The organism is Stenotrophomonas geniculata (assembly GCF_034508895.1).
Classification (GTDB): Bacteria; Pseudomonadota; Gammaproteobacteria; order Xanthomonadales; family Xanthomonadaceae; genus Stenotrophomonas; species Stenotrophomonas geniculata.
In genome coordinates, this window is the sequence record NZ_CP140571.1 from 3,903,265 (window position 1) to 3,915,889 (window position 12,625).

Consider the following 12,625-nt stretch of genomic DNA (forward strand, 5'->3'; position numbering starts at 1 on the left):
CAGGGATACTGGCGCTGACTTGAGGCTTACTAGATGAAGAGGTTGCATGCGCGTGCGGTCAAGGAAATGGAGGTAGTCACTCCTGCCTGGGTGAGGAAGATGGTGCTGGGCCTGTTTCATCGTCGGCATGATTACGGCGACTTTGACCTCTTGGAGGTTGTGGCTGAACTTCACCAGCTTGGGATATCAACACTGAAGCAGTTGAGGCTCCTTCTAAAAAGGCACCGTCGTTCAATTCTCCGTGATGAGAAAAGGAAGATGTCTCGCGCCGAAACTGTGCACCTTCTTTCGCAATTCGATTCGCGAGGTATCGACTCGCACACTAACACTGCTTGGTTTGCGGTTCCTGGTGTTGTGCGAGAGGCCCTTGAAAAGGAGTTTGGCTGGGAAGTGGTGAAACAGTTCCATGAATACGAGCCTGAGGAGGGCTCCGATCAAGAAGGGACAGAGTGAGTTTGCGCACGTATCAATCTTCGCTGTTTTCGCTTCAATTCCATTTCGTTGGATGCGATGCGGCCTATGAATTCGGTTCTGATGAGGTTGGCGTGCCCAATAGCGTCCTTTTTGTGAGAATGGCTCTTGGCGAGGCTAGGCGCCAGGGGTTCCGTGGTTTTTTCCCCGGATTTCCAGTCTATTAACCAAGATTTCAGCTCCCTTGAATGGTGCGATGCCACGTTGCTGGCTATCAACATTGATAGAAGCAATCCAGGCGTATGCGATGAGGTAAGGGTCCACGTGCGCTGGCCGGACGGTCGGGAGTCAATCGTTTGCTTCTCGGAAGCGTACGGGTGCTCGGCGCTCATGAACTTCGGCGTACTGGGGGAGGAGGGAATAGAGTTCGCCAGGGCCGACGATGACGAGCCGGGACTCGCTGATCTTCTTGATCGTTGGAAGGCCGTCGGCTATCCGCTGTCCGGCCTGAAGTGTTTCCGTATCGAGACCAGCTCGACCGGAAGCGTCATTCTGATCTACGCCAGGACATGGCGGATCGGGAATCAGCCGATGGCGGATGCAGTGCCCTGAAGGACATTCCGTGCCCAGATTCCTCACCCCCGACGAGGTCTCCCTCATCCATAGGCTGCTGCCGGACACGACCGAGCTGTCCGAACGGTTGTTGAAGGATCTGGCGCTCGCCCAGGTGGAGGACGTGGAGGTCGTCGGATTCGGAGGCGTGGTGTTCCTGTCCAGCACGACCCAGGTCTTCGGAAGCGACATTGCCACTGCAATGCTTGCCGATGCCGACGGCGTGCCGGTGAGAGTCACCCTGTGCCTGGACAATCACGATCAGCTCTTCGAGCTGGAGCTGTGCAAAGTGGACTTCTCACCGATCATCGGGGTCGATCTGAGGAGCGCTTTCAGCGAGCACTGACACCTGCTGAAAGTGGTCCTCGCCGAAGGGCGTGGCGCATCGCGTTCACCCTTCGGGCTGCAACCGCCCCACCGCCTGCGCGCACAACGACTGGCAGGCCATGACCAACCCCTCCATCACCCGGTCGCCCACGTACTCTTCCGGTTCGCCATTCTGCCGGGTGCGTTCGGCCGCCAGCAGCATTTCCAGCACTACCCGCAACCCGTTCAACGCACAATCGGCATCGGCCAGGGCCAGGCAGCGCCCGGGCAGCTGATGCCGCTCCGGCCAGGGTTGTCCGTCGGCCGCCGCACCGGAGCCGATGCGGTGGAGATTGGCAATGAAGGTATTTCTGTCAACTGCAGGCGCAGGCTCTGGCGAACCGTCGTCGTGGGCGGTACCGCGGTAGGCGTGCAGATGCGGGAAGTCCGATTCGTTCATGGCAAGGCTCCGTGCAGGGCAATCGGTAGCCGCCACCCATAAAAGTGGCGGGCGGTACGTGGTTCGAATCCGGGTTGGTCCCAAGCCGGTGGGCGCGAACGCCCCCACGCACCGCCCGCCATAGCCGGCAGACGGATTGCCAGCCGGCGCCACGGAATGTGGACGCCGACTGGCAAGCGCAATCACTCAGGACCAACTCGGGATTCGAAACCCGGCCACCCTTTTCCGGTGGCACGCCCATCTGAGCCCCTGGCGCTGTGCAATGCCAATCAGAAGAGTTGCAAACATCACTCGATTGGAGACGCTTTTGACATTGTCCTACGCTGTTAAGCCCCGCCAGTGCTGGCTGGCGTAGCGATCCACCCGCAACGTGCAATCTGCGACAGGTGTCGAGGTTGTCACGGCGAACGGGACGGGCGGGGAGGGCCTATCACGACAGGCGGTGCCAATTCAGGCTGCGTGCCTCCCGGGTTGACGCTTTCAACGCCCCAGCGCACTCTGCGGGTTGGGGTCGACAACCCGTTCAGGGGCAGGGCTGCAGGGTGGTACCAGGAGGCGGAACAGCGATGAGCCAACTCACCGACAGCTTCGGACGCAGCTTTCCGTACCTGCGCTTGTCGCTCACCGAAGCCTGCAACTTCCGGTGCAGCTACTGCCTTCCCGACGGGTACCAGGCCGACGGCCGCCCGCGTTTCCTGCAGGTGGATGAGATCGGCCGCTTGGTGCGGGCCTTTGCCGCGCTGGGCATGAGCAAGATCCGCCTGACCGGTGGCGAGCCCAGCCTGCGCAAGGATCTGGACGAGATCATCGCCACCGTGGCGGCGGTGCCGGGCATCCGCAAGGTGGCCATCACCACCAATGGCACGCTGCTGCCGCGGCGCCTGCCGGGTTGGCACCGGGCAGGCCTGACTGCGCTGAACGTGAGCATGGACAGCCTGCAGCGCGAGCGTTTCCACACCATCACCGGCCACGACCGTCTGCCAGAGATCCAGCAGGGTCTTGCGCTGGCGCAGGCGCTGGGCCTTTCGGCAATCAAGCTCAACGCAGTGCTGCTGCGCGGCCTGAACGACGACGAGCTGCCGCAGTGGATGGAGTACCTGCGCGATCGCCCCTTCAGCGTGCGCTTCATCGAACTGATGCGTACCGGCGACAACGAAGCCTATTTCCAGCGCCACCACCTGCGCGCCGACGTGGTGATCGAGCAGCTGCTGGCGGCTGGCTGGCACGAGCGCCCGCGCGCCGCCGATGCCGGCCCGGCGCGCGAGTTCGGCCACCCCGACCATCGCGGCAGCATCGGCATCATCGCGCCGTACTCGCGTGACTTCTGCAAGGGCTGCAACCGCCTGCGGGTGACCGCCAAGGGCGACCTGCGGCTGTGCCTGTTCGGCGAGTTCGGCGTGCCGCTGCGCCCGCTGCTGCAGCGCGACGAGGACCACGACGCGCTGCTGGCACGCATCACCACCCAGCTTGGCCTGAAAGCGGCCGGGCATGGACTGCACCAGGGCCAGACCGGGCTGACCCCGCACCTGGCCTCCATCGGAGGATGAGCAACACGATGAGTGGGGAATTGAATGCGGCCTTCCACATGGCCGATGTCCGCAACAAGCGCATCAGCCGCCGTCGTGCGGTGGCGGTGGGCGAGCTTCATGCCGGTCCGGTGGCCTATCCGCTGATTGTCGAGCGCCGCCTGCCCAAGGGCGATGCGCTGGTGATGGCCGAGATTGCCGGCCTGCAGGGCGCCAAGATGGCGTCGATGCTGATGCCGCTGTGCCATCCGCTGCCGCTGGAACTGGTGCAGGTGTTCTGCGCACCGGTGCCGGAGCGGCAGGCGATCCGCGTGTGGTGCGAGTGCGCCAGCGAGGCGCGCACCGGCGTGGAGATGGAGGCACTGGCCGGCGTCAACGCGGCGCTGCTGACCCTGTACGACCTGAGCAAGCCGGTGGAGCCGGCGCTGCGCATCGAAGGCATCCGCCTGCTGTTCAAGGAAGGCGGCAAGCGCGGGGTCTGGCTGCACCCGGATGGCATGGACGAGGCCGAGCGTGCGCGTTTCAAGCCGCGTGCACCGAAGGGGTTGGAGGGTGCGGCCTGCGCGGTGATCACACTGAGTGATCGCGCCAGCGAGGGCAGTTATGAGGATGTGTCCGGCCCGACCCTCGTGACCGGGCTGAAAAAGCTGGGTGGCGAGGTGGTGGCCGCCGAGGTACTGCCCGATGGCATCGAGCCGTTGGCGGGCCGCCTGCAGGCGTTGGCCGCCGAGGGCGTGCGCCTGTGCCTGTGTACCGGCGGTACCGGGCTGGGCCCGCGTGACCTGACCCCGGAGGCGCTGCGTTCGTTGAACGCGCGGCCGGTGCATGGCCTGGCACAGATGGTGCGGGCGCTGAGCGCGCAGCACACGCCGATGGCCTGGCTGAGCCGCGCCGAGGTGGTGCAGCTGGGCAACATGCTGGTGTTTGCATTGCCTGGCAGCCCGAAGGCGGCGGCGCAGTGCCTGGATATCCTGGCGCCGGTGCTGGGCCATGCGCTGGCGATGGTCGAGGGGGATGGCCACGCATGATTGCCTACAGTGAAGCGCTGCAGCACCTGCTGGACGCGGCCACGCCGTTGCCGGCCGAACACCTGCCGCTGCATGAGGCGGCCGGGCGGGTCCTGGCCAGTGACATCCACAGCGCGCAGTCACTGCCGCCGTTCGACAATTCGGCGATGGACGGCTTCGCGCTGCGCGCCAACGGCGCGACGTTCGAAGCTGGTACCGAGTTCGCTGTTCAGGGCTGGCAGGCAGCAGGCGATGCCGGCGCCGAAGGCGGCGAGGGTGCCTGGGAAATCATGACCGGTGCGCGCATGCCGGCAGGGCTGGATACGGTGGTACCGGTCGAGAACGTAGAAATCCTCGCCAGCGAGGATGGCCGCCCGACCCGCATTGCCCTGAAGGCATTGGTGAAGCCGGGCCAGAACGTGCGCCTGCGCGGCGAGGATGTAAGCGACGGCGAGCGCGTGCTGCAGGCCGGGCAGGTGCTGGACATCAACGCGCGCACCCTGCTGCATGCCATTGGCGTGGGCGAGGTGGCGGTGGTGGCGCGGCCAAAGGCGGCGGTGATTGCTACCGGCAAGGAGCTGGTGACCGAGGCGGCGCAGACGCTGGCATCCGGGCAGATTCGTGACAGCAACCGGCCGTATCTGGTCGGCCGCCTGCAGGCCGCCGGTGCCGAGGTGGTCTGGCAGGGCACGGTGGGCGATGAGGTGGCGGCGTTCAACGCGGTGCTGGATGAAGCGCTGGCGGCGGGCGCGCAACTGTTGATCAGCACCGGCGCGGTGTCGGCCGGCCGCTACGATTTCATTCCCAACGCGCTTCGCGGCCGGGGTGCGCGCATCGTGTTCCACAAGGTGGCAATCCGCCCGGGCAAGCCGTTGCTGTTTGCGGTGCTGCCCAATGGCGCGCTGTATTTCGGCCTGCCCGGCAACCCGGTGTCGGCTGCGGTGGGCCAGCGCTTCTTCGTCGAGCCGGTACTGCGCCGCCTGCTGGGGCTGGCACCGGAGCCGGTGTTGACATTGCCCCTGCAGACCGACGTGCGCACGCCGCCCGGCCTGCGCTTCCACGCGCGGGCGCGGGTGGAAGTGGATGCGCAGGGTCGCCTGAGTGCGCGCGTGCTGGCCGGGCAGGAGTCGTTCCGTTTGATGTCCATGCTGCAGGCCAACGCCTGGGTGGTGCTGGAAGGCGAGGGCGGTCTGGCCCCTGCCGGCACGCCGGTGCGTGTGCAGGGCTGGGGTCATCAGGACCCGGTGCAGCTGGCGAGCCAGGAGCCGTGATGAGACAGGTAAATCTGCAGTTGTTCGGCGCGTTCTCCGATCTGGATGCCAGCCGCGAGATTGCCGTGGAGGTGGCCGGCGGCACCGTGGCCGATCTGCGCCAGGCGCTGCGCGAGCTGCTGCCGCTGCGTTGGCCGGGTTTCCGTGCCGGGCTGCTGGATTACTCGGCGTTCGCCGACCAGCAACGCGTGCTGCGCGACCACGAGGCGTTGCCCGACGATGGCCGGGTGGCGATCCTGCCGCCGGTGAGCGGGGGCTGAGCCATGAACGAGAAGATCATCGCGAAGGTGGTGGACCGCGCGCAGGCGGCGATCGATCCGGCCGAAGGCATCGCGGCGGTCTCCGATCCGGGCTTCGGCGGCATCGATGTGTTCATCGGCAAGGTGCGCGACGTCAATGTGGGCCGGCGGGTGACCGGGATCACCTACGACCTGTTCGAGCCGCTGGTATTGAACGAGTTCAAGCGCTTGGCGGCCGAGGTCGAGGCTACGTTCGGTCCGAAGTTGAAACTGTATGTGGCCCATGCCAAGGGGCGACTCGGCATCGGCGATGTGGCGGTGGTGGTGGCCGCAGGCAGCCCGCACCGCGACGAGGCGTTCCGCGCGTGCCGGCAGCTGATCGAGGTGGTGAAGCACCAGTGCCCGATCTGGAAGCAGGAGCATTACGAAGACGGCGACAGCGCGTGGAGCGAGGGCTGCAGCCTATGCCATGCAGACAGCGAAGCTTCGCACTCCCACGACCACACACATGACCATGGGCATTGACCGCGCCCTTCGGAGGGGCGCGGGACTCAGTAGATCCACGCCATGCGTGGATGAGGCCTTTCCCGCGCGTCCGGCCGACACAGCCACGCATGGCGTGGCTCTATTGCGATGACCATCAACGGCATCGTGCTGGCCGGTGGCCTGTCCAGCCGGATGGGCCGCGACAAGGCGCTGCTGCCCTGGCACGGCCGCACAATGCTGGAACACATGCGGGGGCTGTTGCTGCAGGCGGGCGCCGGGCGGGTGTGGGTGAGCGGTGACTACCCGGCGTTTGGCGGAATCCCGGACCGGGTCGCACGCTGCGGCCCGCTGGGCGGCATCTACAGTGTCGCGATGAAGATGACTGACGGCCCCGCCTGGGTGGTGCCGGTCGATACGCCGCGGGTGACACCCGCGCTGTTGCAACGGCTGCAGGCCGATCAAGCGCGTGCCTGCACGGTGTTCGACGATGAACCGTTGCCGATGCGGTTGCCGATCGATGATCATTGCCGCCGCGTGCTGCAGGAGCTGATTGAGGATCCGACGGCGCGTCGTTCACTGCGCGCCCTGCAGGAACGCCTGGGCGTGACGCGGTTGCCACTGGCGCCGGAGGATCAGGCGTTGCTGCTCAACTGCAATACCCCGTCGGAATGGGAGTCCATCACAGCATGAAGGTCCAGCTGCAACAGCAATCGATGCGCCTGCGCGTGGATGAAGAGGAACTGGCACGACTGCTTGGCGGGGAGTCGGTGGAGAACCTGACCCGCTTCGGTGGGAGTGGCGGCTGGGGCGCCGCGGTCTCGTTGCATGCAGGCGATCAGGCCGTGCTGCTTGATGGCGGCACGTTCTGCCGGTTGGTGTTGCCACGCGAAGCTGTTGAAGGGCTGGCGGGGCGGCTGCCTTGCCGCGATGGCCTGGGCTTCGGCATTGCCCTGGATGACGACAGCATGTTGCAGCTCCAGTTCGACGTGGATGTGCGAGACAGCGTGCGGCAGCGTGGCCCGCAGCGACGTTCTGAACCTGCGCCGGAGTAAGCGCAGGTTGCTCAGGGGGGGGGCGGCGCCCCGCTGTCGTATGATGACGGTCTTCGTTCCTGCGTTGCTGCAATGCCCCTGAACCCCTCCGCTCCTTCTGCGTCCCGACCGGCCACGCCCAATCCGGCAGCGGCCGATGACGGTGACGCGCTGCACTTCTGCAGTACCTGTGCGTTTTCCGACGCCTGTATGTCGCAGGGCTACGACAAAACTGCGCTGGGCGAGTTGCATGTGCTGGTCGACCACGTCGGCCCGTTCCAGGCCGGAGACTATATTTTCCGTGCGGGCGATCCGTTCGATTCGATCGCAGCGGTCCGCGCGGGCATGGTCAAGACCTTTGTCGATGACAGCCAGGGCAACGAGCAGGTGCTGGGCTTCAGCCTGCCCGGTGAAGTGATCGGGCTCAATGCCATCCACGGCGCGCGCTTCCCCTGCAATGCGGTGGCCCTGGACACCGTCTACCTGTGCCGGATCTCGTTTCCGCGATTGAGCCTGCTGGCCACCCGCATGCCGGGGTTGCAGGCACGGCTGTTCAGCCTGCTCAGTGCGGAGATCGGCAAGGTCGCCACGCTGGCGGCCAACCATCGCACCGAGGAGCGCATGGCGGCGTTCCTGCTGGATCTTTCCGAGCGCTATGCCCGGCGCGGTTTCTCGGCCACCCGTTTCAACCTGAGCATGGCCCGTACCGAGATTGCCAACTACCTGCGGATGGCGCCGGAGACGGTGAGCCGGGTGCTGCGCCGGTTGAGCGACCAGGGTGTGATTGCGGTGAACCAACGTGAGATGCTGTTGCTGCAACCCGAGCGGCTGGCGGAACTGGCCGTGACCCGGGAATCCGGACTGGACTGATCAGGTAGGCGAGGGGCCGACCCATGATGCGAGCGGGGCTGTTGTTGCTGGGAATGCTGGTTGCAGTACCGGCCTGGGCGGCTGAGCTGACGGTGTCGGCGGCATCGAGCCTGACCGAGAGCTTCCGCGAACTGGGCACCGCCTATGAGAAGGCACACCCGGGAACCAAGGTGGATTTCAACTTCGCCGCCTCCGGCGTGCTGCTGCAGCAGATCAGCCGCGGCGCGCCGGTGGATGTGTTCGCCTCGGCCGACGAAACCACGATGGACCAGGCCCAGCAGCAGGACCTGCTGGCGGCCGGTACCCGCGAGGTGTTCGCGGTGAATGCGCTGTGGGTGGTGGTGCCACCGCAGGCCGAGGCCGCGCCGCGCACCTTGAAGGACCTGGCCGGTGCCGGTGTGCAGCGCATCGCACTGGGCAACCCGGACAGCGTGCCGGTCGGCCGCTATGCCAAGGGCGCGCTGGAAGCGGCGGGCCTGTGGCCGTCGGTGCAGGGCAGGATCATCACGACGCAGAACGTGCGCCAGTCGCTGGATTACGTGGCGCGCGGTGAAGTGGATGCCGGCTTCGTCTATGCCACCGATGCACAGGCAATGCCCGACCGGGTGCGCCGTGCCTTCGCGGTTCCGGTGCCCGGGCGCATCGCCTATCCGCTGGCGGTGACCAAGGCCAGTACGCAGCCGGTGGAGGCCAGGCGCTTCGCTGCCTTCGTGCGTTCGCCGCAAGGCCAGGCGATCCTGGCCAGGCACGGGTTCGGCAAGCCCTGAGGCATGGATCTGGACTGGAGCGCACTGTGGTTGTCGCTGAAGGTGGCCGGCTGGGCCACCGCGATCAATCTGGTGCTGGGCGTGGCACTGGGCGCATTGCTGGCGCGGCGGCGATTTCCCGGCCGTGAGCTGCTGGATTCGCTGCTGACCTTGCCGATGGTGCTGCCGCCGACGGTGCTGGGCTACTACCTGCTGGTACTGATCGGTCGCAACGGCCCAGTCGGCGCATGGCTGCAATCGTGGTTCGGCATCAACCTGGTGTTCACCTGGCAGGCCGCGGTGATCGCGGCGGCGGTGGCCTCGTTGCCGCTGGTGTTCAAGCCGGCGCGCGCGGCGTTCGAGGAAGTGGACGGGCAGCTGGAACAAGCCGCACGCACGCTCGGTGTGTCCGAAGCCGCGGTGTTCTTCCGCATCACGTTGCCGCTGGCTTGGCGTGGCATTCTTGCCGGGCTGCTGCTGGCATTCGCACGCGCCATGGGCGAGTTCGGTGCCACGCTGATGGTGGCGGGCAGCATTCCGGGTCGCACGCAGACGCTGTCGATCGCCATCTACGAGGCGGTGCAGGCCGGTCAGGATGGCAAGGCCAATGCGCTGGTGATCCTGACATCGGTGGTCTGCATCGTGATCCTGTTGCTGGCTGCGCGGCTGGTGGGCGGACGTCGCCGGGAGCTGCGTGATGTGGCTTGACCTGCAGGTGCAGCGCCGCCTGCGGGCGGCCGGCCAGGATTTCGTGTTGGACGTATCGCTGCAGTGCACGCAGCGGCAGGTGGTGCTGTTCGGACCCTCGGGTGCCGGCAAGAGCCTGACGCTGAAGGCGGTGGCCGGGCTGCTGCGGCCCGGGCAGGGACATGTGCGCGTGGAGGGGCAGACCTTGTTCGATGCGGCCAACGGCGTGGATCTGCCGCCGCAGCGCCGCCGGCTGGGCTACGTGTTCCAGGATTACGCGTTGTTCCCGCACCTTAGCGTGCGCCAGAACGTGGCGTTCGGGCTGGAGCGCGGGTGGTTGAATCCGCGCGCGCGCCAGCGCTTCGATGCGGTGGAGCAGTGGCTGCACGCATTCCGCATCGACACGGTGGGCGATCTGCTGCCCTCGCAGGTCTCCGGTGGCCAGCGCCAGCGCACTGCATTGGCGCGCGCCCTGGTGACGCAGCCGCAGGCGCTGCTGCTGGATGAGCCGTTCTCCGCACTGGACCACGACCTGCGCCAGCACCTGCGCCAGGAGCTGGAAACCGTGTTGGACCGGACCGGCATCCCGTTGTTGCTGATCAGCCACGACCCGCAGGACGTGGCCATGTTCGGCCAGCAGGTGGCGCGCGTGGTGGACGGCCGCATCGTCGGCGATTGACCGGCGCCTGTAGAGCCGAGCCCATGCTCGGCTGCTCTGCGCGACACCGCCAACAGCAGCCGAGCGTGGGCTCGGCTCTACAGGATCAACGGATCAATACAGTTCACAGTGCGTGCGGCCTTCATTCCGCAGCGCGTCCCATTGCCCTGCACCCGCGACGGCATCGATGGCCTCGCGCACCGCGCCTTCCAGGTGGCGCTTGCTGCCGCACAGGTACAGATGCCCACCGCGGGCCAGGACGTCGCGCACTTCGCTGGCGCGCTGCTGCAGCACATGCTGCACATAGACCTTTTCGTTGCCATCGCGCGAGAACGCGGTATGCAGGCCGGCCAGCACGCCACGCGTGTGCCAGTCCTGCAGCTGGTCGCGGTACAGGTAGTCGTGCTGGCGATGCTTCTCGCCGAACACCAGGTGCACTTCACGTTCGCAGGCGTTGGCCTGCAGTTCCTGCATCAGGCCCATCAAGGGCGCGATGCCGGTGCCGGTGCCGACCAGCAGCAGCGGTGCCTCGCCGGTATCGGGCAGGTGGAAGCCGGGGTTGGAGCGGCAGTACACACGGGCATGGTCGCCGCTATGCAGCAGGCTGCCGGTGGCAGTGCCGAAGCGTTCGCGGCCGCGCAGGGTGTAGCGCACTTCGCGCACGCATAGGCTCAGCTGGTCGTCGCACGGGTGCGAGGCGATCGAATAGGCGCGCGGCAGCCGCGGTGACAGCAGTTCGCGCAGCCTGGCCAGCGGCACGCTGTGCGGCGTGGCGTGGTCCTGCAGCACATCCAGCAGGTCCAGGCCGTGCAGGTAGGCTTCCAGTTCGCGCTTCTGGCTGACCTTCAACAGGTCCTTCAACAATTCGCTGCCACTGAGCCGGGCCACTTCGCGCAGCACCCCCTTGCTCAGCGAGCGCAGCTCGCGGTCATGCAGGGCGGCCACGGCGGTGGTGTCGCCGTACCAGGTGGCCAATGCCTGCAGCAGGGCAGGATCGTTCTCGGGTACTACGTGCAGGGTGTCGCCCGCGCGATAGGCCATGCCACTGCCGGCAATATCCAGTTGCAGGTGCCACGCGGCCGGGTCGCTGCTGTTCAAGCGGCGGCGTTCGAAAATGGGGGCGGAAAAGGCATTGTCTTCGCCATAGGCGGTGACCTGCAGGCGCAGGTCCTGGCCAGCGCTGAGGTCACCATCCAGCACCTGGCCCAGCACCGGCTGCCATTGCTGGAAGAACTGCTCGTAGCCCAGATCGGCGTCCACTCGATGCAGTAGAGGCTGGGCCTGGCGCTCGCTTAGTGCAACATCCAGCGCCTTGGTGAAGCCGCAGAAACTGGGGTAGCCGGTGTCACCCAGGCCGAACACCGCATAGCGCAGGCCGCGCAGCGTCGGGGTCTGGCGCAGTGTTTCGAAGAACTGCTCGCCATTGGCCGGCGGTTCGCCATCGCCGAACGAGCTGGAGATCGCCAGCAGCACATCGCCGTGGCCGAGACTGGCCACGTCGATGTCGTTGAACGGGAGCACCTGCGGCCCGTGCGGCTGCAGGTCCGCGCCCAGGCGCTGGGCCAGGGCGCGGGCGTTGCCAGACTCGGACGCGAAACCCACCAGCAGGCGGCTGAAGGGCGTACTGGCCGGGAGGGCGTTCACGCGGCCTCGTAGAAGTCGTCGAACTTTTCCTTGCTGAACTCGACCAGGTCGTAGTTCTGCATCAGGTCGTTCACCACGCGGCGGATGCTGATGTACGAGGTGATGTTGCCGTCGGCGTCGAACAGCGGCTGCACGGTGGTATCGACCACATAGAGCACGCCGCCCTTGCCGAGGTTGGGCACGATGCCGGTCCAGGTCTTGCCGGCCTTGATGGTGTCCCACATGTCCTTGTAGACCGCCTTGGGCACATCCGGGTGGCGCACGATGCTGTGCGGCTGGCCGATCAGTTCCTCGCGGGCGAAGCCGGTGAGCGTGCAGAACAGGTCGTTGGCATAGGTGATATTGCCCTGCAGGTCGGTGGTGGAGATCACCATGACGTTCTGCATGGCGTTCAGAAGCTGGACGTTGTCGGGGGTGTAGCTCATCGCAGGGTCCTTGTGGATGCCGGTAACGCCGGCGTGTTCGGGTCCTGCATAGAGATACGCCCGCACGGCGGCGGGCGGTTTGACATTGGTCAAGTGGGGCGCACGATGGCCTGCGACCGGGTGTCGCAGGAAGAATCTCTGTAGAGCCGAGCCCATGCTCGGCTCACGGGGCAAACGGGATTGCCAGCAGCCGGGCGCGGGCTCGGCTCTACGGAAGAGACACGGGCGGGAGGCGGGCGCCTGTCA

At 66.3% G+C, this 12,625-nt stretch carries 17 protein-coding genes; 14 read left to right on the plus strand and 3 right to left on the minus strand.

Annotated features, from left to right (window positions below; genetic code table 11):
* Window positions 1–33 precede the first annotated feature (33 nt).
* The 3 genes from RI032_RS17995 to RI032_RS18005 all read left to right on the plus strand — a co-directional run bounded on the left by RI032_RS17995 (window position 34) and on the right by RI032_RS18005 (window position 1,369).
* Window positions 34–453 (plus strand): hypothetical protein, encoded by a 420-nt coding sequence (locus RI032_RS17995; protein WP_322547418.1) that lies wholly within the window; start codon window positions 34–36, stop codon window positions 451–453.
* A gap of 348 nt (window positions 454–801) precedes the next feature.
* Entirely contained in the window at window positions 802–1,023 is a 222-nt protein-coding gene (locus RI032_RS18000) for a hypothetical protein (RefSeq protein WP_227844702.1), read from the plus strand.
* A gap of 10 nt (window positions 1,024–1,033) precedes the next feature.
* Window positions 1,034–1,369, plus strand: coding sequence for a DUF6984 family protein (locus tag RI032_RS18005; RefSeq protein ID WP_227844701.1), 336 nt, complete (start codon window positions 1,034–1,036; stop codon window positions 1,367–1,369).
* A 45-nt stretch (window positions 1,370–1,414) separates the two neighbouring features.
* Here RI032_RS18005 and RI032_RS18010 read toward each other — a convergent pair whose 3' ends face one another.
* Complete coding sequence (locus RI032_RS18010) at window positions 1,415–1,789, minus strand: hypothetical protein (RefSeq protein WP_197657001.1); 375 nt, start codon at window positions 1,787–1,789, stop codon at window positions 1,415–1,417.
* Between the two features lie 566 nt (window positions 1,790–2,355).
* Here RI032_RS18010 and moaA point away from each other — a divergent pair.
* The 11 genes from moaA (at window position 2,356) to RI032_RS18065 (ending at window position 10,331) form a co-directional block, all read left to right on the plus strand.
* A complete protein-coding gene (gene moaA, locus RI032_RS18015) occupies window positions 2,356–3,336 on the plus strand; it encodes a GTP 3',8-cyclase MoaA (protein WP_057503702.1) in 981 nt (326 codons plus the stop codon).
* A gap of 8 nt (window positions 3,337–3,344) precedes the next feature.
* On the plus strand, window positions 3,345–4,343 hold the full coding sequence (moaCB, locus tag RI032_RS18020; RefSeq protein WP_322547419.1) for a bifunctional molybdenum cofactor biosynthesis protein MoaC/MoaB: 999 nt from the start codon (window positions 3,345–3,347) through the stop codon (window positions 4,341–4,343).
* Window positions 4,340–5,593, plus strand: a complete 1,254-nt coding sequence (locus RI032_RS18025; protein WP_322547420.1) for a molybdopterin molybdotransferase MoeA — start codon at window positions 4,340–4,342, stop codon at window positions 5,591–5,593. The genes moaCB and RI032_RS18025 overlap by 4 nt, the downstream gene beginning before the upstream one ends.
* A complete protein-coding gene (locus RI032_RS18030) occupies window positions 5,593–5,853 on the plus strand; it encodes a MoaD/ThiS family protein (RefSeq protein ID WP_005413671.1) in 261 nt (86 codons plus the stop codon). The genes RI032_RS18025 and RI032_RS18030 overlap by 1 nt, the downstream gene beginning before the upstream one ends.
* 3 nt (window positions 5,854–5,856) lie before the next feature.
* Window positions 5,857–6,357, plus strand: a complete 501-nt coding sequence (locus tag RI032_RS18035; protein ID WP_312391544.1) for a molybdenum cofactor biosynthesis protein MoaE — start codon at window positions 5,857–5,859, stop codon at window positions 6,355–6,357.
* Between the two features lie 108 nt (window positions 6,358–6,465).
* The gene (mobA, locus tag RI032_RS18040) at window positions 6,466–7,008 is read left to right on the plus strand and encodes a molybdenum cofactor guanylyltransferase (protein ID WP_322547421.1); all 543 of its coding nucleotides are present in this window, start codon (window positions 6,466–6,468) and stop codon (window positions 7,006–7,008) included.
* Window positions 7,005–7,370 (plus strand): hypothetical protein, encoded by a 366-nt coding sequence (locus RI032_RS18045; RefSeq protein WP_057503707.1) that lies wholly within the window; start codon window positions 7,005–7,007, stop codon window positions 7,368–7,370. Before mobA ends, RI032_RS18045 begins: the two co-directional genes overlap by 4 nt.
* Before the next feature lie 72 nt (window positions 7,371–7,442).
* A complete protein-coding gene (locus tag RI032_RS18050) occupies window positions 7,443–8,219 on the plus strand; it encodes a helix-turn-helix domain-containing protein (RefSeq protein ID WP_322547422.1) in 777 nt (258 codons plus the stop codon).
* A 23-nt stretch (window positions 8,220–8,242) separates the two neighbouring features.
* A complete protein-coding gene (gene modA, locus RI032_RS18055; protein ID WP_322547423.1) occupies window positions 8,243–8,986 on the plus strand; it encodes a molybdate ABC transporter substrate-binding protein in 744 nt (247 codons plus the stop codon).
* 3 nt (window positions 8,987–8,989) lie between these two features.
* On the plus strand, window positions 8,990–9,673 hold the full coding sequence (gene modB, locus RI032_RS18060) for a molybdate ABC transporter permease subunit (protein ID WP_197657005.1): 684 nt from the start codon (window positions 8,990–8,992) through the stop codon (window positions 9,671–9,673).
* On the plus strand, window positions 9,663–10,331 hold the full coding sequence (locus RI032_RS18065) for an ATP-binding cassette domain-containing protein (RefSeq protein WP_322547424.1): 669 nt from the start codon (window positions 9,663–9,665) through the stop codon (window positions 10,329–10,331). Before modB ends, RI032_RS18065 begins: the two co-directional genes overlap by 11 nt.
* 93 nt (window positions 10,332–10,424) lie before the next feature.
* Here the strand turns inward: RI032_RS18065 and RI032_RS18070 are convergent, their stop codons facing one another.
* Window positions 10,425–11,954 (minus strand): diflavin oxidoreductase, encoded by a 1,530-nt coding sequence (locus RI032_RS18070; RefSeq protein WP_322547425.1) that lies wholly within the window; start codon window positions 11,952–11,954, stop codon window positions 10,425–10,427.
* Complete coding sequence (locus RI032_RS18075; RefSeq protein WP_010485321.1) at window positions 11,951–12,379, minus strand: PAS domain-containing protein; 429 nt, start codon at window positions 12,377–12,379, stop codon at window positions 11,951–11,953. The genes RI032_RS18070 and RI032_RS18075 overlap by 4 nt, the downstream gene beginning before the upstream one ends.
* Window positions 12,380–12,625: the final 246 nt, after the last annotated feature.